The 24034-nt window shown below is 67.3% G+C and carries 17 protein-coding genes and 1 pseudogene; 8 read left to right on the forward strand and 10 right to left on the reverse strand.

Annotated features, from left to right (window positions below; all coding sequences use genetic code 11):
* Positions 1 to 224: 224 nt before the first annotated feature.
* Together RTX79_RS03990 and RTX79_RS03995 are read left to right on the forward strand one after the other, a co-directional pair.
* Entirely contained in the window at positions 225 to 599 is a 375-nt protein-coding gene (locus tag RTX79_RS03990; RefSeq protein WP_312682002.1) for a type II toxin-antitoxin system Phd/YefM family antitoxin, read from the forward strand.
* Positions 599 to 1237: an AAA family ATPase gene (locus RTX79_RS03995; protein WP_312682003.1), complete on the forward strand. Its 639-nt coding sequence runs from the start codon at positions 599 to 601 to the stop codon at positions 1235 to 1237. The genes RTX79_RS03990 and RTX79_RS03995 overlap by 1 nt, the downstream gene beginning before the upstream one ends.
* A gap of 94 nt (positions 1238 to 1331) precedes the next feature.
* Here the strand turns inward: RTX79_RS03995 and RTX79_RS04000 are convergent, their stop codons facing one another.
* The gene (locus tag RTX79_RS04000) at positions 1332 to 2885 is read right to left on the reverse strand and encodes a BCCT family transporter (RefSeq protein WP_312682005.1); all 1554 of its coding nucleotides are present in this window, start codon (positions 2883 to 2885) and stop codon (positions 1332 to 1334) included.
* A gap of 172 nt (positions 2886 to 3057) precedes the next feature.
* Here RTX79_RS04000 and betI point away from each other — a divergent pair, with 172 nt between their 5' ends.
* The 5 genes from betI (at position 3058) to RTX79_RS04025 (ending at position 10021) form a co-directional block, all read left to right on the forward strand.
* Positions 3058 to 3648 carry a transcriptional regulator BetI gene (gene betI / locus RTX79_RS04005; protein WP_057687531.1) on the forward strand — a complete coding sequence of 197 codons (591 nt, stop codon included), beginning with the start codon at positions 3058 to 3060 and terminating at the stop codon, positions 3646 to 3648.
* Positions 3649 to 3696: 48 nt separating this feature from the next.
* The gene (betB, locus tag RTX79_RS04010; protein WP_312682007.1) at positions 3697 to 5169 is read left to right on the forward strand and encodes a betaine-aldehyde dehydrogenase; all 1473 of its coding nucleotides are present in this window, start codon (positions 3697 to 3699) and stop codon (positions 5167 to 5169) included.
* 123 nt (positions 5170 to 5292) lie between these two features.
* A complete protein-coding gene (gene betA / locus RTX79_RS04015) occupies positions 5293 to 6972 on the forward strand; it encodes a choline dehydrogenase (protein WP_312682009.1) in 1680 nt (559 codons plus the stop codon).
* Between the two features lie 228 nt (positions 6973 to 7200).
* A complete protein-coding gene (locus RTX79_RS04020) occupies positions 7201 to 8877 on the forward strand; it encodes a long-chain fatty acid--CoA ligase (protein WP_309685273.1) in 1677 nt (558 codons plus the stop codon).
* A gap of 274 nt (positions 8878 to 9151) precedes the next feature.
* Positions 9152 to 10021: a crotonase/enoyl-CoA hydratase family protein gene (locus RTX79_RS04025; RefSeq protein WP_057687527.1), complete on the forward strand. Its 870-nt coding sequence runs from the start codon at positions 9152 to 9154 to the stop codon at positions 10019 to 10021.
* 96 nt (positions 10022 to 10117) lie between these two features.
* Here the strand turns inward: RTX79_RS04025 and RTX79_RS04030 are convergent, their stop codons facing one another.
* The 6 genes and pseudogenes from RTX79_RS04030 to RTX79_RS04055 form a co-directional block, all read right to left on the reverse strand.
* Positions 10118 to 12292, reverse strand: a complete 2175-nt coding sequence (locus RTX79_RS04030; RefSeq protein ID WP_312682012.1) for an ATP-binding protein — start codon at positions 12290 to 12292, stop codon at positions 10118 to 10120.
* A 2-nt stretch (positions 12293 to 12294) separates the two neighbouring features.
* Positions 12295 to 13434: a two-component system response regulator gene (locus RTX79_RS04035; RefSeq protein ID WP_312682216.1), complete on the reverse strand. Its 1140-nt coding sequence runs from the start codon at positions 13432 to 13434 to the stop codon at positions 12295 to 12297.
* Positions 13435 to 13630: 196 nt separating this feature from the next.
* Positions 13631 to 15148 (reverse strand): lysine--tRNA ligase, encoded by a 1518-nt coding sequence (gene lysS, locus RTX79_RS04040; RefSeq protein WP_312682013.1) that lies wholly within the window; start codon positions 15146 to 15148, stop codon positions 13631 to 13633.
* A gap of 126 nt (positions 15149 to 15274) precedes the next feature.
* A protein-coding gene (gene prfB, locus RTX79_RS04045) for a peptide chain release factor 2 (protein ID WP_312682014.1) occupies positions 15275 to 16400 on the reverse strand; the annotation gives its coding sequence in 2 pieces (ribosomal slippage) (positions 15275 to 16324 and positions 16326 to 16400; 1125 coding nt in all).
* A gap of 93 nt (positions 16401 to 16493) precedes the next feature.
* A pseudogene (locus RTX79_RS04050) lies at positions 16494 to 16586 on the reverse strand (LytTR family transcriptional regulator); the annotation flags it as partial.
* Positions 16587 to 16614: 28 nt separating this feature from the next.
* Entirely contained in the window at positions 16615 to 19569 is a 2955-nt protein-coding gene (locus RTX79_RS04055) for a VIT domain-containing protein (RefSeq protein WP_312682015.1), read from the reverse strand.
* A 99-nt stretch (positions 19570 to 19668) separates the two neighbouring features.
* On the opposite strand from RTX79_RS04055, the gene RTX79_RS04060 reads away from it, so the two are divergent.
* Entirely contained in the window at positions 19669 to 20763 is a 1095-nt protein-coding gene (locus RTX79_RS04060; protein WP_428695942.1) for a DUF1176 domain-containing protein, read from the forward strand.
* Positions 20764 to 20828: 65 nt separating this feature from the next.
* Here RTX79_RS04060 and recJ read toward each other — a convergent pair whose 3' ends face one another.
* From recJ to greA, 3 genes are read right to left on the reverse strand one after another with little or no spacing between them, the layout of a single operon-like run.
* Positions 20829 to 22568: a single-stranded-DNA-specific exonuclease RecJ gene (recJ, locus tag RTX79_RS04065; RefSeq protein WP_312682018.1), complete on the reverse strand. Its 1740-nt coding sequence runs from the start codon at positions 22566 to 22568 to the stop codon at positions 20829 to 20831.
* Positions 22569 to 22612: 44 nt separating this feature from the next.
* Positions 22613 to 23560, reverse strand: a complete 948-nt coding sequence (locus RTX79_RS04070; RefSeq protein WP_312682020.1) for a phosphoglycerate mutase — start codon at positions 23558 to 23560, stop codon at positions 22613 to 22615.
* Positions 23561 to 23563: 3 nt separating this feature from the next.
* The gene (gene greA / locus RTX79_RS04075) at positions 23564 to 24028 is read right to left on the reverse strand and encodes a transcription elongation factor GreA (protein WP_185000279.1); all 465 of its coding nucleotides are present in this window, start codon (positions 24026 to 24028) and stop codon (positions 23564 to 23566) included.
* Positions 24029 to 24034 lie beyond the last annotated feature (6 nt).

The raw sequence follows: 24034 nt of genomic DNA on the forward strand, positions 1-24034 counted from the left end.
GGGAGGGCGGTTGAGGCCCTTGCGCAGGACGCTTGGAGCCCCGGATGGGCGGAAAGCAGGCCCCATGGATGGGTTTACGACGTGTCCTGCGCAAGGGCCTCAACCGCCCTCCCTCACAACAAAAAGGCGCCAGCCGGAAAAAGATTAATTCCTATTTTAGACAATTCATATAAATTGGACGAAACAGGAGTAATCTCGGTCCCAGGCACCCTGTGGAGTCCCCCATGCTGCACGCCCCGATCACCTTCGAACCGATCACCGAGCTCACCCGCACCACCGCGTCCTCGGTGAAGGAACACTGGCGCAAGGTCATGCAGGAAGTCCGTGAACAGCGCATGGTCGTGGTCACCAACCACAACGAACCGCAGGCGGTGATCATCTCCGCCGACCAGTACCGCGCCCTGCAGGCCAAGGTCGAAGCGCTGGAACAATCGCTGGATGAACTGCGCAACCAGACCCCCGCCCTGACCGAGCTGCGCAGAGGCTTCGATGAACGCCTGGCCGTGCTGCAGCAGGTCGAGGCCGGCCCACGCGCCCGCGATCTGCTGCGTCGCCCTGCCCGCCTTGGCGGCAAGGTCAAGGCCGGTTCCGGCTACTGATGGCGCGTCCGTTCCTGTACGTGCTCGCCGGGGTCAACGGCGCCGGCAAGAGCTCCATCGGCGGCCACCTGCTGCGAGAGGCAGGACTGGACTGGTTCAATCCGGACACCTACGCCCGTGCACTGGTGCGCCAGCTGGGCGTTGGCCAGGCAGAGGCCAACGGACAGGCCTGGCAGGAAGGCGTCAGTCGCCTGCAGGCCGCCCTGGCAGACGGCAGCAACCACGCCTTCGAAACCACCCTGGGCGGCAATTCCATCACCGCGATGCTGCACGAGGCCGCGCGCAGCCATGACGTGCTGATGTGGTTCTGCGGCCTGTCCAGCCCGGAGCAGCACATCGCGCGGGTGAAGGCGCGGGTGCAGGCCGGTGGCCACCCGATCAACGAAGCCGACATCCGTCGCCGCTGGCCGTTGGCGCAGCAGAACCTGATCGGCCTGATGCCGGTGCTGGCCGCCCTGCAGGTCTATGACAACAGCGCCGAGGCCGCGCCCGGCGAAGCGGTGCCCGACCCGCGCCTTGTGCTGCAGATGGAAGATGGCCGACTGCAATGGCCGTCGGCCGAGGACCTGCAGCAACTACGCCAGACCCCGGACTGGGCCGTGCCGCTGGTGGAAGCCGCGTTGCGATCGGCCTCCTGAAAAAGGGGTCAGAGTCGGGACTCTGAGCCCTGACTCCAGGCGCCGCCGAGCGTGGCTCGGCGCTACCAAAGCAGCACCCCGCCGGTTGCCGGTTTCAGTGCCGGTGCGGTGCGTCCGGGTCGGTGCGCAGGGCGCGCAGCAGGCCCACCATGTAGAACGCCAGGGTGAACGAGAACGGCAGGCCACACAGCACCACCGCGGTCTGCATCGCGCCGAAGTTGCCAGCCAGCAGCAGGCCGATGCTGACCACGGTGATCACCACCGCCCAGAACACCCGCAGCCAGATCGGCGCGTCATGGCCATCTTCGACGCCACCGTCCACGCGCCGCGTGCACAGGTTGGCGATCATCAGCGTGCCCGAGTCCACCGGCGTGAGGAACAGCACGAAGCCGATCAGCACCGCCGCACCGGCCACGTACGGGGCCCACGGCAGGTATTCCAGCAGCTTGAACAGGGTCATCGCCGCGTCGGCCTTGGCGACCTCGCCCAGCACCGCCTGGCCATGGTTGAGCACCAGGTCGATGGCGGTGTTGCCGAAGATCGACAGCCACGCCAGGGTGAAGCCCAGCGGGATCAGCAGCACGCCCAGGATCACCTCGCGGATGGTGCGCCCGCGCGAAATGCGCGCCACGAACAGCCCCACGAACGGCGCCCAGGCGATCCACCAGGCCCAGTAGAACAGCGTCCAGCTGCCCAGCCAGTCGCGGCCGTCCGGCTGGTTGAGGTAGATGTCGAAACTCTTGCGCACGAACGAGGCCAGGTAATCGCCGGTGTTCTGCACCAGCCCATCCAGCAGGTGCAGGGTCGGCCCGGTCACCAGCACGAACAACAGCAGCAGGCACAGCAGGCGCACGTTGAGGTTGGACAACCAGGCGATGCCCTTTTCCACCCCGGCCACCACGCCGATGGTGGCCACCACCATCATCACCAGCACGATCACCACCAGCGTCTGCGGCGTGTCCGGCACCTTGAACAGATAGGTCAGGCCCGACTGCACCACCAGCGCGCCGATGCCCAGGTTGGTCACCATCGACACCAGCGTCGCGAGGATGCCGAACCCGTCAACCATGTCGCCGATCCGGCCATGGATGCGTTCACCAAAGATCGGATACAAGGCCGAACGCAGCGCCAAAGGCAGGTTCCTGCGGTACGCGAAGTAGCCTAAAGCGACCCCCACCAGCGCGTACAGCGCCCAGCCGTGCAGGCCCCAGTGCAGGAAGGTCAGCACCATCGCCTCGCGACTGGCCGCGACAGTGCCGCTCTGCTGTCCCGGCGGGGTCAGGAAATGGTCCAGCGGCTCATAGGCGCCGTAATACAACAGCGCGATGCCGATGCCGGCCGAGAACAGCATCGACACCCAGGGCACGTAGGCGAAGGCCGGGGACTCTTCGTTGTGGCCCAGCCGGATGCTGCCGTAGCGGGAGAACGCCAGCCACAGCACGAAGCCCAGGCAGGCCACGATCAGCAGCATGTACCACCAGCCGAACGCAGCGGACACCTGCGCCTGCGCGACCTGCAACCAGTGCTCGCTGGCCTGCGGGTTGAGCACGGTGAGCAGGCCCAGCACGCCGATGGACAGGGCCGAGCTGAAGAAGACGAAACCGTTCAGTCGCAGCGGCGACGCCGCGGAGGAAGCCTTGGAAGACATTGCGTTGTCTCATTGATCCTGGGGGCGCAGGGTCCGGCCGGATCGAAGGGACCGGGACCAGGGCGTGGGGGACGCGAGCGCATCCTACGCCTTTATTGATTGAACGTTCAATCAATAAAAAGTATAGTGGTCCGCATCACTGGACCTCCCGGTCGCAGTGCATGGAGAGACAATGCCCAAGAAAGGCATCGAACCGGTCCGCCGCGAGCAGCTGATCCGGGCCACCTTCCAGACCATCGACGAGATCGGCCTGGCCGATGCGACGGTGGCCACCATCGCGCGCAAGGCCGGACTGTCCACGGGCATCGTGGCGCACTACTTCGGCGACAAGGACGGCCTGCTCAACGCCGCCATGCGCCAGATCCTGCGTGAACTGAAAACCGCGGTGGCCCGCTTCCGCGACACCTGCGCTGACGATCCGCGCGCGCAGCTGCGGGCCATCGTCGACGGCAACTTCGACGACAGCCAGACCAACGGAACCGCGATGCGCGTGTGGCTGACCTTCTGGGCGGCGAGCATGCACCAGCCGGAACTGGCCCGCCTGCAGCGCGCCAACGACCAGCGCCTGTACTCGAACCTGTGCCACCAGTTCAAACGCGTGCTGCCGGCCGAACAGGCCACCCTGGCCGCGCGGGGGCTGGCCGCCATGGTCGATGGCCTGTGGCTGCGCGGCAGCCTGGTCGGCGGTGACTTCAACGCCGACAACGCGCGCCGCATCGCCTACGCCTACATCGACTTCCAGTTACAGGCAAACGCGCTATAAGCGCTTGAACGCCTGCCTCCCTTCCCCCTTCCCCTTCCAGGAGTTCCCATGTCCACCCTGCCCCTGCAGCAGCTCTACATCCACGGCAAGCTGGTCGACGCCACCAGCGGCAAGACCTTCCAGAGCATCAACCCGGCCACCGGCGAGGTGATCGCCGAGGTGCAGATCGCCAACCAGGCCGACGTCGAACGCGCCGTGGCCAGCGCCGCGGAAGGCCAGAAGGTGTGGGCGGCGATGACCGCGATGGAGCGTTCGCGCATCCTGCGCCGCGCCGTGGACCTCCTGCGCGAACGCAACGATGCGCTGGCGCAGCTGGAAACCCTGGACACCGGCAAGGCGCTCAGCGAGACCACCACGGTGGACATCGTCACCGGTGCGGACGTGCTGGAATACTACGCCGGGCTGGCCACTGCCATCGAAGGCAACCAAGTGCCGCTGCGCGAGTCCAGCTTCTTCTACACCCGCCGTGAACCGCTGGGCGTGGTCGCCGGTATCGGCGCGTGGAACTACCCGGTGCAGATCGCGCTGTGGAAGTCGGCTCCGGCGCTGGCGGCCGGCAATGCGATGGTGTTCAAGCCGTCCGAAGTGACCCCGCTGACCGTGATCGAGCTGGCGAAGATCTACACCGAAGCCGGCGTGCCCGATGGTGTGTTCAACGTGGTGCAGGGCCCGGGCCGTGAAGTGGGCCAATGGCTGACCGAACATCCGGTGATCGAGAAGATCTCCTTCACCGGCGGCGTGGAAACCGGCAAGAAGGTGATGGCATCGGCCGCCTCGTCCTCGCTGAAGGAAGTCACCATGGAACTGGGCGGCAAGTCGCCGCTGGTGATCTGTGACGACGCCCAGCTGGAACGCGCCGCCGACATCGCGGTGATGGCCAACTTCTTCAGCTCCGGCCAGGTGTGCACCAACGGCACCCGCGTGTTCGTGCCGCGCCCCATGCTGGCCGCCTTCGAAGCGGCCGTCGTGGAGCGCGTAAAGCGCATCCGCATCGGCGATCCGCAGGATGCGCAGACCAACTTCGGCCCGATGACCAGCTTCGCCCACATGGACAACGTGCTGCGCCTGATAGAGACCGGCAAGCGCGAAGGTGCCCGCCTGCTGACCGGCGGCGGGCGTGCCACCGACGGTGCGCTGGCCAAGGGCGCCTACGTGCTGCCGACCGTGTTCTCCGACTGCCGCGATGACATGACCATCGTGCGCGAGGAGATCTTCGGGCCGGTGATGAGCATCCTTGCCTACGACGACGAGGAAGAAGTCATCGCCCGCGCCAACGACACCCACTTCGGCCTCGCCGCCGGCGTGGTCAGCAATGACATCGCCCGTGCGCACCGCATCATCCACCGCCTGGAAGCCGGCATCTGCTGGATCAACACCTGGGGTGAATCGCCGGCGGAAATGCCGGTGGGCGGTTACAAGCAGTCCGGCGTGGGTCGCGAGAACGGTATTTCCACCCTCGCCCACTACACCCGCATCAAGTCGGTGCAGGTCGAACTGGGCGACTACGCCAGCATTTTCTGATCCGAGCGCACCGGCCTTGCGGCCGTCGTTCCGGCCGGGCGTGTACCTCCCCCCACGCCCGGCCACCCTACACACCGCCAGCTGGCGCGACCGCGCGCCGCCCGGCCTGCAGGAGCAAAGACCATGAGCACCCTCAACGAATACGACTACATCATCATCGGCGCCGGTTCGGCCGGCAACGTGCTGGCGACCCGCCTCACCGAAGATGCCGACGTCAGCGTGCTGCTGCTGGAGGCCGGCGGACCGGATTACCGCCTGGACTTCCGCACCCAGATGCCGGCCGCGCTGGCCTTCCCGCTGCAGGGCAAGCGCTACAACTGGGCGTACAAGACCGATCCCGAGCCGCATATGAACAACCGGCGGATGGACTGCGGGCGCGGCAAGGGACTGGGCGGGTCCTCGCTGATCAACGGCATGTGCTACATCCGCGGCAACGCGATGGACTATGACAACTGGGCCAGCATGCCGGGCCTGGAAGACTGGACCTACGCCGACTGCCTGCCCTACTTCCGCAAGGCCGAAACCCGCGATATCGGGGGCAACGACTACCACGGCAGCGACGGCCCGCTGCAGGTCACCACGCCCAAGAACGGCAACAACGAACTGTTCGCGGCGATGATCGAAGCCGGCGTGCAGGCCGGCTACCCGCGCACCGACGACCTCAACGGCTACCAGCAGGAAGGCTTCGGCCCGATGGACCGCACCGTGACCCCGCGCGGGCGTCGCTCCAGCACCGCGCGGGGTTACCTGGACCAGGCCCGCGAACGGCCGAACCTGACCATCGTCACCCATGCGCTGACCGACCGGATCCTGTTCGCCGGCAAGCGTGCGGTGGGCGTGGCGTGGCTGCGCAACGATGAACCGCAGAAGGCGCGTGCGCGTCGCGAAGTGCTGCTGTGCGGCGGCGCGATCGCCTCCCCGCAGGTGCTGCAGCGTGCCGGCGTGGGCCCGGCCGACCTGCTGCGCGGGCTCGGCATCGAGGTGGTGCACGACCTGCCCGGCGTCGGCGCCAACCTGCAGGACCATCTGGAAATGTACCTGCAGTACGAATGCAGGAAGCCGGTCTCGCTGGCACCGGCGCTGAAGCTGTACAACCAGCCGGCGATCGGCGCGGAGTGGCTGTTCAACGGCACCGGCATCGGCGCCAGCAACCAGTTCGAAGGCGGCGGTTTCATCCGCAGCAACGAAGAATTCGAGTGGCCGAACCTGCAGTACCACTTCCTGCCGGTGGCGATCAATTACAACGGCTCCAACCCGATCAAGGAACACAGCTTCCAGATGCACGTGGGGTCGATGCGCTCGCCCAGCCGTGGCCGCATCCATGTGCGTTCGACCGATCCGCGCGTGCACCCGAGCATCCTGTTCAACTACATGTCGCACGAACAGGACTGGCGCGAGTTCCGCGATGGCATCCGCATCACCCGTGAGATCTTCGGCCAGCCGGCGCTGTCGCCGTACACCGGCCGCGAGATTTCCCCGGGCAGCCAGTTGCGTACGGATGCGGAGATTGACGCGTTTGTCCGCGAACATGCCGAAACCGCCTACCATCCTTCGTGCTCGAACAAGATGGGCAGTGCCGCCGATCCGATGGCGGTGGTCGACGGCCACGGCCGCGTGCACGGGATGGAAGGCCTGCGCATCATCGATGCGTCGATCATGCCGCAGGTGGTGACCGGCAACCTCAACGCGCCGACCATCATGATGGCCGAGAAGCTGGCCGACGTGCTGCGCGGGCGCGCTCCGCTGCCGCGCAGCACCGCCCCGTACTTCCAGGCCAACGGCGCCCCGGCCCGCAGGAAATAAGGTAGTGACGGCCGCTGGCCGTCATTCCCTGGCCGCCATCCCCTCGGCCGCGACCGTTGATATCACACGCATGACGGCCAGCGGCCGCCACTACCGTGCAGGACACAGGCCCGCCATCGGCGGGCCTCTTCGCGTTTTCCATCCGGGACGGTATGCTGCCAAGGCTGGATCTGACCGATACTGGCTACAGAACCAACTCAAACATCACAGTTTCCTGGAGGGGGAAATATGAGCCTGGAACGTCCCTGGTTGCAGAGTTACCCGCAAGGCGTGCCCGCCGAGATCGACATCAACGAGTTCCACTCGGTCTCCTCCGTCTTCGACGCCTCGGTGGCCAAGTACCGGGATCGCCCCGCCTACTCCAGCTTCGGCAAGGTGCTCACCTATGGCGAGACCGATGCGCTGGTCGAACAGTTCGCAGCGTATCTGCTGGGCGAGCTGCAGCTGAAGAAGGGTGACCGCGTCGCCCTGATGATGCCCAACTGCCTGCAGTACCCGATCGCCACCTTCGGCGTGCTGCGCGCCGGCCTGACCGTGGTCAACGTCAACCCGCTGTACACCGCGCGCGAGCTGAAGCACCAGCTGGTCGATGCCGGGGTCACCGCGCTGGTGGTGGTCGACAACTTCGGCGACACCGTGCAGGCGGTCATCGCCGATACGCAGGTCAAGCACGTCATCACCACCGGGCTGGGCGACCTGCTCGGCGCCAAGGGCGTGGTGGTGAACTTCGTGCTGAAGTACATCAAGAAGATGGTCCCCAACTACACCCTGAAGGGCGCGGTGCGCTTCACCCAGGCGTTGAAGCTGGGCCGCCGCCACGACCTGCCGAAGGTGGAGATCGACCACGACGACATCGCCTTCCTGCAGTACACCGGCGGCACCACCGGGGTGGCCAAGGGCGCGATGCTGACCAACCGCAACCTGGTTGCCAACATGCAGCAGGCCTCGGCCTGGATCGGCGCGTCCGGCATCGAACCGGGCAAAGAGTGGATCATCACCGCGCTGCCGCTGTACCACATCTTCGCATTGACCGCGAACGGCCTGGTCTTCATGAAGTTCGGCGGCTGCAACCACCTGATCACCAATCCGCGCGACATGAAGGGCTTCGTCAAGGAGCTCAAGGGCGTGCGCTTCACCGCCATCACCGGCGTCAACACGCTGTTCAACGGCCTGCTCAACACGCCCGGCTTCGATGAAGTGGATTTCTCCACGTTGAAGGTCACCCTGGGCGGCGGCATGGCGGTACAGCGCTCGGTCGCCGAGCGTTGGAAGAAGACCACCGGCGTCACCCTGGTAGAGGCGTACGGCCTGACCGAAACCTCGCCGGCGGCCTGCATCAACCCGCTGACCCTGGCCGAGTACAACGGCTCGATCGGCCTGCCGATTCCGTCCACCGATGCCTGCATCAAGGACGACAACGGCAAGGTACTGGGCCTGGATGAAGTCGGCGAGCTGTGCATCAAGGGCCCGCAGGTCATGAAGGGCTACTGGCAGCGCCCGGAAGATACCGCCGCGGCGATCGATGCCGATGGCTGGCTGCACACCGGCGACATGGCGAAGATGGATGCGCAGGGGTTCTGCTACATCGTCGACCGCAAGAAGGACATGATCCTGGTGTCGGGCTTCAACGTGTACCCGAACGAAGTGGAAGACGTGATCGCGATGATGCCCGGCGTGCTGGAAGTGGCGGCAGTCGGCGTGCCGGATGAGAAGTCCGGCGAGATCGTGAAGGTGGTGATCGTCAAGAAGGACCCGAACCTCACCGCCGAGCAGGTGAAGGAACACGCGCGGGCCAACCTGACCGGATACAAGCACCCCAAGATCGTCGAGTTCCGCAAGGAACTGCCGAAGACCAACGTGGGCAAGATCCTGCGTCGCGAGCTGCGCGACGCGCCGCCGGCCTGAGGCAGATCCGCGGCCGACGCCGGTAGCGCCGCGCCATGCTGGGCGAGCGCAGCGGCAAAGGCGGCCGATGCGGGGATGACGGCCAGCGGCCGTCACTACCGCCGGGCAGCCCCGTCACACATCACGATGAGCGAAAAGTGAAAAGCCCGGGGCGCAAACGTCCCGGGCTTTTGCAATTGGGGCGACTGGCCCGGTGTAGCATCCCGGCGAGTGGACCCGTTCGGCCCGCCGACCACCGATTTTCCAGCGGGCCCGCCATGCCGAGGAACCTGCCATGAGCACCATTGAAAAGCTGCCCGTCAACCGCCCCTACACCACCATCCGCACCGAGGACAGCGCCGATGGCGCCGCCCATTGGCTGTTCATGCACGCCGATGCCTCCACCGGCATCCGCCCGTGCTGCCGCAAGGACATGCTCGACGAGATGTGGAGCTACATGAGCGCCGTCACGCGGGGGCCTGCCAGCCGCCACGATGGTCGCCTGCGCCACTTCGTGCTGGCCTCCGACGCCACCGCCTACAACCTGGGCGGCGACCTGGACCTGTTCACCCGGCTGATCCGCGAAGGCAACCGCGACCGCCTGCTGGCCTACGCACAGCGCTGCGTGGAGGGGGTGCACCACCTGCATACCGGGTTTGGCGGGGACGTGCGGTCGATCGCGCTGATCCAGGGTGACGCGCTGGGCGGCGGCCTGGAAATGGCCCTGGCCTGCCACACCATCGTCGCCGAAGAAGGGGCGGGCATGGGCCTTCCCGAAGTGCTGTTCGGGCTGTTCCCGGGCATGGGCGCCTACTCGTTCCTGTGCCGCCGCGTGGCGCCGCAGCTGGCCGAAAAGATCATCCTGGATGGACGCATCTACAGCGCCGAAGAAATGCATGCGATGGGCGTGGTCGACGTGCTGGTCCGGAAGGGCGAAGGGCGCCAGGCGGTGGAGGACCTGATCCGCCAGCACCAGCGCATCCCGCAGTCCTACCTGGCGATGAACGCCGCGCGCAACCTGGCCCAGGCGGTCAGCTATGACGAACTGCTGGAAATCACCAAGGTCTGGGTGGATTCGGCCTTGGCACTGGGGGATCGCTCGCTGCGCACGATGGACCGGCTGATCAAGGCACAGACCCGTCGTGCCGGCCTTGACGCGGCCTGAGCATCACCCTCCCCCACGGATCGACCCGAGCGTGCCGGCTGACCGCCGGCACCATCCTGAACGGGCAGCGCCCTGCCCGGCCCCGCCACGCCCACTTCAGCGCGGGTCCGCCTCGTCCACGCCGGGCTGGTTGCGGTGGACGGCGCGTGCATCCAGCGCCAGCCGGCCTTCCTTCAAGGCGCCCGCCAGCACCGACAGGCGCTGGCGCCATTCTGCCTTGAGCTGCCAGTCGGCCATCCGCATCAGCTCACCGGCACGGTTGGCCGCTCGCACCAGCCCCAGGTTGCTGGCCACGCCCTTGATCGCGTGGGCCTGATCGCGGAACTGCACCCAGTTCATCGCCTCGCCTTCGGCGTGGATCCTGCGCATGCAGCTTTCGGCATCGCCCAGGCACTGGCGGATGAATTCCTTCTCGAAGCCCTCGCCCATGCCAAGTGAGGCCAGTTCGTCCAGCACGCCCGAATCCAGCACGCCGTCGGTGCCGCCGGTCAGCGTGCGCACGATCGGCGCGGAGGGTTTGAGATCGCGGTTGGAGGCGATTTCGGCCAGCGTATCGAGCAGCCGCACCGCGACCACCGGCTTGGCCAGGAAGGTGTGCGCACCGGCCTGCTGGCAGCGCTGGATGGCGTCCGGGGTGACATCGGCGCTGAGCACCAGCACCGGCGTGCGCGGCGCGCCACCGGCCTGCATCACCCGCAGCTCCTTCAGCATGTCCAGCCCGCTCATGCCGGGCATGTGCAGGTCGACGATGGCGGCATCGAAATCGCTTTCGGCCATGGCGTCCAGCACCGCTTCGCCACCGTTGACGCATAGCACACGGTGCCCGGCCTTCTGCAGCAGGCGCTGCAGCACCATGCGGTTGGCCTCGTGGTCATCGGCCACCAGGATGCTCATGCTGCGCACCCGCGCGCGATGCCGCAGGAACGGATCGGCGAAGGCGATGACATTGCCGTTGCTGCTGTCCAGCGGGTTGCCGACCAGCGCCGGGGTCATGCCCACGCGCTCCGGCAACGGCGGGGCGAACGGCACTTCGAACCAGAACCGGCTGCCCTGCGGCAGGTTCTCCTGGTAGCCGATCTCACCGCCCATCGCTTCCACCAGGCCCTTGGCGATGGTGGTGCCCAGGCCGGTGCCTTCGTGTCGCCGCGCCATGCTGACATCGGCCTGTTCAAACGCTTCGAACAGCCGCGGACGCATCGGGACAGCCACGCCGATACCGGTGTCGATGATTTCAAAGCGCAGGCGGACGCCACCATCGGCGGCGGCGCTGACCACGTCGATGCGGATCTCCACCTTGCCGTGGTCGGTGAACTTCACCGCATTGCCGGCCAGGTTGAGCAGCACCTGGCGCAGGTGGCCGGTATCGCCGCGCAGCCGGGGCGGCACGGTTTCATCCACGCGCACGCGGTAGTCCAGCCGCTTGGCCTTGGCCTGCGGCAGCAGGATCAGGCCGATGGCCTGCACCACGTCACCCAGCGCGAAGTCCTCGGCGACCACGCGCAGCTTGCCGGCCTCGATCGCCGAAATGTCCAGCACTTCCTCCACCAGCGCCAGCAGGCTGCGCGAGGAGGCCTGGATGGTGTTGAGGCACTCGCGCTGCTCTTCATCCAGCTCGGTGGTGGCCAGTACTTCGGTCATGCCAGCCAACCCGTTCAAGGGCGTGCGGAATTCGTGGCTCATGTTGGCCAGGAAACGGCTCTTGGCCTCGCTGGCACGCCGCGCTTCGGCCATCGCTTCGGTGAGCTGGCGCAGCAGCGTGGAAAAGTACAGCGGCACCGCGGCCAGGCCCAGCCACAACCCGAATGCCAGCCGCGCGTTGTCGACCCAGTAGTCGGTATACAGCGCGGTGCAGCCGAAGCTGATCATCGCCATTGCAACGGCCAGGTACAGGTAGTTGTTGCCGAAGCGCATGCCGTTGCCCACCGTGACCCACATCACCACGATGTAGACCCACGACAGCGGCTCGCCCATCTGGATCATGCCGGCGGCAATCAGGCCATAGTCGGCCAGCATGCCCAGGATGCGCCGCGGATCGGAGCGCTGCGGACGCCACAGCAGCCAGCCGAAGGCCAGCAGGGACAGCCCCAACCCGCTCAGCACGATCGCCAGCACGCCCACGTACTGGTCATGCGGCAGGTCGTTGCGCACCCCCGGCATAAGCACATAGGCCAGGATCAGGCTGATCAGCACGATGCGTACGATCTGCTGCCCGTGCTCGGAATCCTGGCGCTGTGCCAAGCGCTGGCGCAGCCGGGGCAGCAGCGCGCGCATGGTCACAATCCGGGTCGCGCCGAGGCGGTGGAGTGCTCGGCGCAGATCTGCGCCAACTGCTCGCGGCCGCGCAGCAGCGCATCGACCACGCGCGGATCGAACAGCCGGCCACGCTGTGCGTACAGGTAGGCCAGGGTCGCATCGAAGGTCCACGCTTCCTTGTACGGACGCGGCGAAATCAGCGCATCGAAGACGTCGGCCACCGCCACGATGCGGGCCTCCAGCGGGATCGCATCGCCGACCAGCCCATCCGGGTAGCCGCTGCCGTCGTAGCGCTCGTGGTGGCGCAACGCGATCAGTGCACCGATCTGGATGAAACGGTTCTGGCTGCCGCTCAACAGCTCGTGGCCGATGCGCGGGTGGCGACGCATGATCACCAGTTCTTCGTCGGTCAGCTTGCCCGGCTTCAGCAGTACGGCATCGGGAATGGCGATCTTGCCCATGTCATGCAGCGGCGCCGCCATCTCGATCAGCTTGACCTCCTCTTCCGGAAGCCCCAACTGCTCGGCGATCAGCCCGGCCACGCGTGACATGCGCTCCAGGTACGCGCTGGTGCCGGCATCACGGTATTCGATGGCACGTGCGAGCCGTGACAGGGTTTCGCGTTCGCGCTCTTCCACTTCATGCATGCTGGCAAGCAGCCGCTGCTCCAGCGACAACGCCCGCTGTTTCACGTTTTCCGATTGCTGGCGCAGCTGCAGCAGGTTGTAGCAGCGCGCGCGCAGTTCACGCGGGCGGATCGGCTTGACCAGGAAATCGATCACCCCCGCTTCCAGTGCCGCCTGCCGGATCGGCTCGTCGCCGACCACGGTGATCAGGATGACCGGGATGTCGCGGTGCTTGGGCAGGCGGCGGAAACGCCGGGCGAACTCCAGCCCGTCCATCTCCGGCATGCGGTAATCCAGCAGCAGCAGGTCCACCGGCTGCGATTCGCACCAGTTGAGCGCGGCCAGCGGGTCGCCGAAGTCGTGCACGCTCAGTTCCGGCGCGATGTCTTCGATGACATGGCGCAGCATCGTCCGTGCGGACGTCTGGTCGTCGACGATCACAATATTCAACGCTGCTTCTGCCTGCTTGTTCGACCACCCCGGGATCAGGGTTGGCGAGGATAACCTGCCATTCTGTACACCCGCACCCTGCATCTGTCCGATACCTGCCATGCGCTCCCCGGATCTTGATCGCCGTCACATTGTGATGGCGTAAAGGACGAGACCCATCGCCTCCCCCCCGGCAATCGGGTCATTCCGGCCACTCATCGGCCTCGCCGATACCATACTCCAGCACCCGCCCCGGGGGTAGCGGCGGGCCGCCAGCAGAGGCAGCCCGCGCCGCTCCGGATCAGGCTTCCGGACGCATGTACGGGAACAGCAGCACGTCACGGATCGAGCTGCTGCCGGTCAGCAGCATCACCAGGCGGTCGATGCCGATCCCCAGCCCGCCGGTCGGCGCCATGCCGTACTCCAGCGCGCGGATGTAGTCGGCATCGAAATGCATCGCCTCGTCATCGCCCCCGTCCTTGGCTTCGACCTGGGCCTGGAAGCGGGCCGCTTGGTCTTCGGGATCATTCAGCTCGGAGAAGCCGTTGGCCAGTTCCTTGCCGTTGATGAACAGCTCGAAGCGGTCGGTGTAACCGGGGGCATCGTCGTTGGCACGTGCCAGAGGCGACACTTCCACCGGGTGATCGGTGATGAAGGTCGGCTGGATCAGGGTGTGCTCGACGGTGGCTTCGAAGATCTCCAGCAGCAGCTTGCCCCAGCCGTAGGACGGCTTGATGCGGATCTTCAGGCGCTCGCAATGGACAGCCAGCGCATCGCGGTCGGTGCAGTCGGCCAGGCTGATCTCCGGATTGTGGTGGCGCACGGCTTCATCCATGCGCCAGCGACGGAAGGCCGGGGCCAGGTCGATGCGGGCGCCGTCCCATTCCACTTCGGTAGTGCCCAGCACCTGGCGAGCGACATCGCGGATCACCCCTTCGGTCAGGTCCATCACTTCGGTGTACGTGGCATAGGCCTCGTACAGCTCCATCATGGTGAATTCGGGATTGTGGCGGGTGCTGACGCCTTCGTTGCGGAAGTTGCGGTTGATCTCGTAGACGCGCTCCAGGCCGCCCACGACCAGGCGCTTCAGGTACAGCTCCGGCGCCACGCGCAGGTACAGATCCAGGTCCAGCGCGTTGTGGTGGGTGGTGAACGGCTTGGCCGTGGCGCCGCCGGGGATGTAATGCATCATCGGCGTTTCGACTTCCAGGAAGTCGCGGTTGTCCAGCCAGGCGCGCATGGCGCGGATGATCTTGGAGCGCTTGATGAACACCTCGCGCGATTCCGGCGTCACGATCAGGTCGACGTAGCGCTGGCGGTAGCGCTGCTCCACGTCGGCCAGGCCATGCCACTTGTCCGGCAGCGGACGCAGCGACTTGGTCAGCAGGCGGATGCTCTCGGCCTTGACCGACAGTTCGCCGGTGCGGGTACGGGTCAGCCCGCCTTCCACGGCGATGATGTCACCCACGTCCCAGCCCTTGAAGGCGGTGTAGGCATCGCCCAGCACGTTGCCCTGCAGGAACACCTGGATACGGCCGGATTCGTCCTGGATCTGCGCGAAGCTGGCCTTGCCCATGACCCGCTTGGCCATCAGCCGGCCGGCCATCTTCACCCGGCGCTCGTTGGCCTCCAGGGCTTCGGCCGTCCAGCGTTCGGCGTCGGCGAAGTCTGCCTGCAGGCTGCCGGCGAAGTCTTCGCGGCGGAAATCGTTCGGGTAGGCGATGCCCTGGGCCCGCAGCGCGGTCAGTTTGGCGCGACGCTCGGCGATCAGGCTGTTTTCATCGACGGGGGGCTGCGGCGCGGCGGTCTGCTCGTTCATGGGCTTGGTCGGTCGTTGTCTGTGGGGGTGGGTCTTCAGGGAATCGCGCCCGCCGAGGATACGACGGACCGTGGGTGGCTGCGGCTGCAGCCACCAGGCGGGTCACCGTGCAGGCGACCCGCAGGCTCAGGCGTCGCTGCGTTTGGCGCCCGCTTCCAGGCCGGATTTCAGGCTGGCCTCGATGAACTCATCCAGGTCGCCGTCCAGCACTTTCTGCGTATCGGTACGCTCGATGCCAGTGCGCAGGTCCTTGATACGGCTCTGGTCGAGCACGTAGTTGCGGATCTGGCTGCCCCAGCCGATATCGGACTTGGTGGCTTCCAGCGCGTCACGTTCGGTGTTGCGCTTCTGCACTTCCAGCTCGTACAGCTTGGCGGCCAGCATCTTCATCGCGGTGTCGCGGTTCTGGTGCTGGCTGCGGCCGGTCTGGCAGGCAACCACGGTGTTGGTCGGGATGTGGGTGATGCGCACCGCCGACTCGGTCTTGTTGACGTGCTGGCCACCGGCACCGGAGGAACGGTACACGTCGGTGCGCAGGTCGGCCGGGTTGATGTCGATTTCAATGTTGTCATCGACTTCCGGAGACACGAACACCGAGGTGAAGCTGGTGTGGCGGCGGTTGTCCGAATCGAACGGCGACTTGCGCACCAGGCGATGCACGCCGATCTCGGTCTTCAGCCAGCCGTAGGCGAAATCACCTTCCACGCGGAACGTGGCCGATTTGATGCCGGCCACATCGCCGCCGGACACTTCCATCAGTTCGGTCTTCCAGCCGCGTGCTTCGCACCAGCGAAGGTACATGCGCAGCATCATTTCGGCCCAGTCCTGGGCCTCGGTGCCGCCGGCGCCGGCCTGGATGTCGACGAAGGCGTTGCAGCTGTCCATCTCGCCGGAGAACATGCGCTGGAATTCCAGCTGTTCCACGTGCTTGAGGTACTTGTCCAGGTCGGCAACCACCGCATCGGCGGTCTCCTGGTCCTGTTCGCTCTCGGCCAGTTCCAGCAGGTCGGTGGATTCCACCAGGCCATCGAGGATGCTGGCGATGCCGCCCACGGTCTTTTCCAGCAGCGAGCGTTCACGCCCCAGGTTCTGGGCGTACTCCGGCTTGTTCCAGATATCCGGGTTTTCCAGCTCCCGGGTTACTTCTTCCAGGCGTTCTTTCTTGACGTCGTAGTCAAAGATACCCCCTGAGCGAGACCACGCGATCGGTGAGATCGGTGATTCGCTGGCGGACAGGATTCAGCTCGAGCATGTCGGCGGTTTCGTGTTCGAAATATGACCTGCAATGATACCAGCACAGCCGCCGCTGCTGCCTACCCCGGCCGCCCGGGGGCCTGCCCCGCCCTCACCCGCCGCCCAGCGCCTGGCGCAGCAGCGGCAGCTGGCGCCGGCTGCAGGGCACCGTTGCCCCGTCGGCCATGTGCAGCAGGGCCTCGCCGTCCGCGCCAGCAGCGCAGGGCATCGCACTACTTCACCTCGAACTCCCCGACCAGCACGGTTTCGGCCTGGTCCTTCAGGCGCAGGGTGACCGTCTGGTCGCGCTGCTGGCGCGTGCCCCAGTGGGTGCTCAGGCGCAGGCTCAAGGTGGTCGCGCCGGTGACCAGCTGCTCGCGGCTGCCGAAGAAATTGGCCTCCACCCTGTAGGTGCCCGGCTTGGCATCCCGCAACGAGAACTGTTCCGGCCCATAGCCGCCGGTGAAGTCCTGGGACATCTGCCCGCCCTGGTAGGTCAGCCGGTTGCCGTAGTACGCGCGCTCACCGTTGGGGTCGGTCACCCACAGGTCCATGTCGCTGTTGTCGCTGTCCCAGCCCAGCACCACGCGCAGGTCCAGCGGCATCGGCCGGCGCAGGCGCGGGTCGATCGCGCCGGCATCCAGGCCTTGGCGTGCCATGAGGGTGGTGGCTTCATCCAGTGCGATCAGCGAGATGCCATCGAAGCGGCTGTCCCACGGCCGCAGCACCACTTCGTACAGCGCCTTGAGTGCCTGCGGGTACTGGCCGCTGGCCTCCAGCGCCAGGCCGAGGTCGCGGAAGCTCTGCGGCTCCTCCTCGCCCATCGCCAGCACGTCACGGAACACCGGCACCGCCAGTGCAGGCGCATCGGCCTGCATCAGGCGATACCCGAGCACGCGCAGTACGTGGCGGTTTTCGATCTGCATTTCAGCCAGGTTGGACAGCACCCGCAGCGCCAACGCACGCTGGCCCTTGGCCAGCAGCAGGTCGGCCACGTCTAGGTAAAACGCGCTGCTGTCCGCATGCTGCGCGCGCTCGGACAGGTACAGCGGATACAGCGCGTCGGCTGGAGCCGCGCGCAGGCGCTTGGCGTACGGTGCATCGGCGGCCCATGGCGCGAGCGCGATGGTGATCTCGCCGCTATTGGCAGCGCCTGGCGCGGACGCAGCGTGCTCGGCGCGCGGGCCCGGGGCCTGGCGCGCCAGCATGGCCTGCGGCGCTGCGGCTGCGGGTGCGAGTGAAGGCGACGGCGGCGGCGGCGCAGCGACGCTGTCGTTCGGTCGGGCCTCGAAGGCCTCCCCCGCCGCTACCGGCGCTGCCATCGCGACCGCAGCCGGGCTGGCCGTTTCCTGCTTCGCCTGCGGCGGGGTGCCTTTGGGCCAGCGGGTTTCCCACCAGCGCTGACGATCAGCGACCTGCCGTGCGATGTCATCGAGCCGCTGGCTGCGCTCACGTGCCACGTCGACGGCGGCCAGCGCGTGCCGACGGTCGTACTCGGCGCGCAGCGGCGACGGCGGACGGATGCCATGCTGCAGATAGTCTTCGATCGATTCGAGCACCAGCAGCGAAGTGTCTGCACTGACCAGCCCGAACGCCTGCGACAGCGTGCGTTGCGCGGCGGCGTGGGCCGCCGGATCACCCGCCCAGTCGGCCAGCTGGCCGTTCGCCCAGGCATGTGCCACCAGGCCGCCAGGCTGCAGCCGCGCTTCGCCGGCGCCCACCCGCTGGGTATCGATGCGCCCATCCGGCAGGCGCACGCGCAGCTGCACGCTGCCGTCCGGCCTGTCGATCCTGCCCAGCACCCGCAACCAGCCCTGCGCTGCCGCACCGGCATCGGCGACCACCGCGCTGATCCCATCGCCTTCCAGCGACAGCACCGCTGCGCCCTGCTGCAGCAAACGCGCTGCCGCCGAAGCCACATCCGCCGGCGTGGACAGCACCAGCAGCTCGCCCTGGTGGGCAGCGGTCCAGGCACGCAGGCGCGCCGTGTCGGTGCGCGCGCCGGCACCACTCAAGGCATACAGGCGCTGGCCTGCAGCGAGTGCCGGCTGGCTGCGCTTGCCATAGTTGGACAGCCCATCACTGACCAGCAGGTATTCCTGCACCGCCGGCTGTGGTGTCCACGCACCCAGCGCACTGGCCCCGTCCAGCGGCAGCGCCTGCAGGTAAGCACGCAGTGCGGACCAGTCGCCAGCGCGCAGGCGGAAATCGCGCGCGGGCTCGGACTGGTCGCGCAACACCGTCAGTTGGACTTGGCCATCGCCGACGGCCTTGAAATAGCGGTCAAGCACGGCAAACTCGGCCTCACGGTCGCGCTGGGACGCCGATCCGGACGCATCCCAGAGCAGCCCGATGCGGGTGGGCAGCGCCCGTGGCACGGCCTGCAGCGGCACCGGGATCTGCGCCATCAGGTAGCGCTGGCCATCGTGCAGGCCGGCCACCACGTCGCGTTGGCGCACCTGCGGCAGCCACCACTGCGCCTGCGCCGGCAGCGCCGCACCGCGGCCCTGCCATTGCAGCTGATAGCGGCCATCGCGCAGCTGGAACTGTTCTGACAGTCCAGTCGAGGCACGCGGTGCGCCGACGCCACTGGCATCGAGTTGCACGCTTGCCTGCTGCGCGCCACGCGCGAACTGCAGCGGCAGCGTCCAGCGCAGGCCCTGCGCGTCCACCGGCAGGGTCTGGCGGACGGTCAATACCACGCGGCGGCTGCCGTGCGCGGGGATCGGATAGATGCGCAGGCGGAACTGGTTCCCGGCGGTCTGTTCCAGCAGACCCGGGTCGACCCGACGCCGTTCAATGGCTTCGAACACCTGACGGCCCTGGGCCTTGGGCACCGGCACCGCGTCGCGCAGCTGGCCATCGATATCCAGCGCAAAGCCCGCCACCTGCTGGCCATCAGCCAACGGGAACTCCAGCTGCCCTTCCAGCATGCGGCCGTTGGGGTTGTGGAACTCCATTTCGATGCGGGTTTCGGCCAGGCCGGCGGCCACCGTGCCGCGCAGGCTGGCATGGCGCAGCTGCACCGGCACTTCGGCGCCTTTCACCTGCAACACCGGCGCGGTAACGGCAGCCGGCGCGCTGACCGCAGGCGGGGTTGGCGTCGGACGCTGTGCCTCCACCTTGTAGGCCGCGATACCCAGCCCCGCAATGCCGAGCATGACCAGACCGCGAGACAGACCTTGCATGTGATGCTCCTGCGTGGGGGACAGTCCATTGAACGCATGATGGCGCCCATCGGGGTTTGCCGTGTTGCCATCTTGGCCTGCGCCTTCGCATCGGCCACCATGCACGGGCCTCTTTCATACCCCGGGATCTCCGTGCGCCTGCCCTCGTTGCTGCTTCTGCTGTCGGCCCCACTGCCCGCCTTGTGTGCTTCGCCAACCGAGCTGGTGGGCATCGACTTCAGTCACCACGACTGGACGCTGGCCTGCGACAACACCCGGACCTGCCGCGCGGCGGGCTACCAGAACGACGAAGGCGCGGACCCGCTGCCGGTATCGGTGCTGCTGACGCGCCACGGTGGCCCCGACCAGCCGATCACCGCCAGCCTGATGCTCGGCCAGTACGAGGAAAGCGTGCTGCCCGCCACGCTGCAGATGCAGGTCGACGGGCGTGACCAGGGTCGCGTGGATTACGCGACCGGCACGGGCACGGCGACGTTGAGCCCGGCCCAGGTGGCCGCCTTGCTGGCCTCGGTGAGCGGTGCCGGCGCAGGCCGCGTCGTCTTCACCGGTGATGACCAGCGGCGATGGACGCTGTCGGCGCGTGGCGCATCGGCGGTGCTGCTGAAAATGGATGAGTTCCAGGGCCGGCTGGGCACGCCCGGGGCGGTGATGCGCAAGGGCAAGCGCGCGGAATCGTCGGTGCCCGCGGCGTTGCCGATGCCGGTCGTGGTGCTGGCGAAATTGGCCGCAGCGCGCCCATCCGACGCCGCACTGGCGACCTCCGGTGCGCTGCGCGCCGCCCTGGTAGCCGCCACGCCGCCCGATGACTGCGCGGCACTGCAGCCCGACCAGACCGTGTCGATGGATGAGCCTGTCGTGCCGTTGAAGGTCCAGCGCCTGAGCGCGGACAAGCTGCTGGTATCTGCCCTGTGCTGGCGTGGCGCCTACAACGAAGGCAGCGGCTACTGGGTGGTCAACGGGACGGCACCCTACCAGCCTCAGCTGGTCACCCACTTCGGTAATGATGACGACGGCCGCAGCATCAGTGGATCGCACAAGGGGCGAGGCCTGGGCGACTGCTGGTCGATGAACAGCTGGGGCTGGGACGGGCGCCGCTTCGTGGCTACCTCGGCTACCACCACGGGCCTGTGCCGGCTGGTCGCCGCAGGCGGCGCGTGGGACCTGCCGACGCGGGTCGCCACGGTCAAGGAGTGAGGCGGCACCGGGTGCGGGGCCGCGAACGTTGAGGGATTCCGCCGGGCCATGCTCGGCGGGAGCGGTCAGGCCGCGCTGCAGTGCTCGACGATCAACTGGATCGCCGTGCCGCCGCGGTAATCGTCGCAGGCCAACCGATACGCCAGGTGCACGTTGCGTGCCGGCGCGTTGCCGGTCCAGCCCCCGAACTGGATCGCGTTGATCAGCCCGGCCATCCCGGGACGGCGCAGTTCCAGCTTGAGGTGCCGCTCCTTCAACACCCGCCAGTTGGTCACCTCGAAATGTCCATCGAACAGCGGCTCCGGGAAGCCCTGTCCCCACGGGCCGGCAAGCCGCAGCGCATCGGCGTGGCGATGGTCCAGCTCGTCGCTGCCGAGCTCGCCATCGCTGAGGATCTGCTGCTGCAGCATCACCGGGTCCAGCAACTGATGCACGGCTGCGGCGAAGGCGGCTTCGAACGCCGTCAGGTGGGCGTGCGGCAGGCTCATGCCGGCGGCCATCGCATGGCCACCGAAGCGCTCGATCAGGCCCGGCTGCTGCGCATCGACCAGCGCCAGCGCATCGCGGATGTGCAGGCCGGGAATCGAACGCGCGGACCCTCGCAACGCATCGGCGCCCGGTTCAGCCGGCGCGAAGGCGACCACCGGCCGGTGCAGGCGGTCTTTCATCTTCGAGGCCACCAGGCCGATCACACCCGGATGCCACTCGGCATCGAACAGCACCGCGGCGATCGGGCGCTGTCCATCGTCATCCAGCACCACCCTGGCCACCGCCTTCTCTGCGTCGTCGGTCATGGTCTGCTGCACGGCGCGGCGCTCGGCGTTGATCTGCTCCAGCGTCTGCGCGATGTCGCGCGCCTGCGCTGGATCCTCGGTCAACAGCAGCGCGATGCCCAGCGCCATGTCCTCCAGCCGGCCGGCCGCGTTCAAGCGCGGGCCCAGCGCAAAGCCGATATCGGTGGCGGTCAGCCGCGCCGCATCGCGGCCACTGGCTTCGATCAGAGCTTTCAACCCGACGCAGCCCTGCCCGGCGCGCAGGCGCCGCAGCCCGGCACTGACCAGCGCGCGGTTGTTGGCATCCAGCGCCACCAGGTCGGCGACCGTGCCCACCGCGACCAGATCCAGCAGCGTGGCCAGGTCCGGCCCCTTGCCGTCGGCGAACACCGCGGCCTCGCGCAGGTGCCGGCGCAAGGCCAGCAGTACATAGAAGATCACGCCGACGCCGGCCAATGATTTACTGGGGAAGGCATCGTCGTGCAGGTTCGGATCAACGATGACATCGGCCGGCGGAAGCTGCGGTCCAGGCAGATGGTGGTCGGTGACCAGCACCTGCCAGCCCTTGGCCTTGGCTGCCGCCACCCCGGCATGGCACGCGATGCCGTGGTCCACGGTGACCAGCAGGTCCGGCTGCAGCAGGGCCAGTTCCTCCACCAGCGCCGGCGACAGCCCGTAGCCGTGCACCATGCGATTGGGCACCGCATGGGCGACGTGGCGCGCGCCGAGCATGCGCAGTCCGCGCACGCCGACCGCACAGGCGGTGGCGCCATCGCAGTCAAAGTCACCCACCACCACGATGCGCTTGTCAGCGGCGATGGCCGCCGCCAGCAGACGCACCGCGCCATCGATGCCGGTCAACAGCTCAGGTGCATGCAGGTTGCCCAGCCTGGGCAGCGCCAGTTCGGGCGTGTGCGCCCCGCGCGCGGTGTACAGGCGGGCCAGCAGCGGCAGGGTGCCGTCAGCCCAAGGGGCTACGTCGACACGGTCGCGGCGGCAGATGACGGGGTTGGAATCGGCGGCAGGGGACATCGGCTACGCCGGTTGCAGGAAGACGTTGCATGATACCGCGCGGGTCAATCGTGCAACTGCCGCGGTTTCTTCCAGATCTGCCAGCGCTGCGAACGCTGGAAGGCGAACTGCACGCCGTCCTCGAAATCCAGCACCAGCCGCTTCAGCTCGCCGCGGCGCAACGCCAGCAGCAGCGGCGCGATCGCCTGGCTGGCCAGCTGCTCCAGCGAACGCAGCGGACGCAGGTCGACCAGCGCATCCACCGACTGTTCGCCATCCACCTGTACGCCTGCCGCGGTGGCCAAGGCACGCAACAGCGCATCGCGGCTGCGCACCTGTGCATGTGGCGTGGCCACGCTCTGCGGCAGCCGCCCTGCACCCCAGAACCACAGAGAATTGATCGGGCTCAGCCCCTGCGCGATGCGCTGCGCGTTCCACGGGTGCGAATGCAGTACCACCTGGGTTTCGGTCAACAGCGCGCGCCAGCGCCGACCTTCTACGCCGCTGGGCAGATGGCTGAAAAGATCATCGCCGAGCACGTCATCCGGACTCGCAAACACCGGCAACGGCATGTCATCCGGGACGCGCAGGTACCAGCGCGAGGCGACCGGCGCATCCAGATGCAGGCCATGTTCGGCGAACACCGGCTGCAGGTCCGGCAGCAGCGCGACGGCATCCTCGTGGGAGGGGCGCAGCGTGTCGCCGTGCCCCATCATCCGCGCACCGTGCATGTCCGGCACCATGTGCGCCGGATCGGCGCGCAGCCAGACGTGGCCGGCCGCATCGCCGGCATCCAGCTGGCGGGTCAGTGCCGCGGCAGGCATCGCGGCGGCATCGGCGGCATCAAGCGTGGTCGATGCCCCCTGCACGCGGAAGTGGCGCTGCAGCTGCGCGCCCTCCCCCGCTGCGTGCTCGCTGCGCTCGGCACGACCGAGCGCACGTGCCACCTCATCGGGCAACGCGGCCACCGCGAATCGACTGCGTGCAGCCAGCAGCAGCGTTGCCGTTGCCATCGATCAGCCCGCGTAGCTGACGCTGACGATCTCGTACTCGCGCTGGCCGGCCGGGGCATCGATGGTGATGCTGTCGCCTTCCAGCTTGCCGATCATCGCGCGGGCCACCGGCGAGGAAATGGCGATCAGGCCGAGCTTGATGTCCGCTTCCAGGTCACCGACGATCTGGTACTTCTTCTCTTCGTCGGTTTCCACGTCGGCCAGCGTCACCGACGCGCCGAACACCACCTTGGAGCCGGCATTGAGCTTGGACACGTCGATGATCTCGGCGTGCGACAACTCGCCTTCCAGCTGCTTGATGCGGCCTTCGATGAAGCCCTGCTCTTCGCGCGCGGCGTGGTACTCGGCATTTTCCTTCAGGTCACCGTGCTCGCGCGCCTCGGCGATCGCGGCGATCACCTTCGGGCGCTTGACCGACTTCAGCTGGTCCAGCTCTTCGCGCAGACGCTGCGCGCCCTTCATCGTGATGGGAGC

The sequence above is a fragment of the Stenotrophomonas chelatiphaga genome, from assembly GCF_032054965.1.
Classification (GTDB): Bacteria; Pseudomonadota; Gammaproteobacteria; order Xanthomonadales; family Xanthomonadaceae; genus Stenotrophomonas; species Stenotrophomonas chelatiphaga.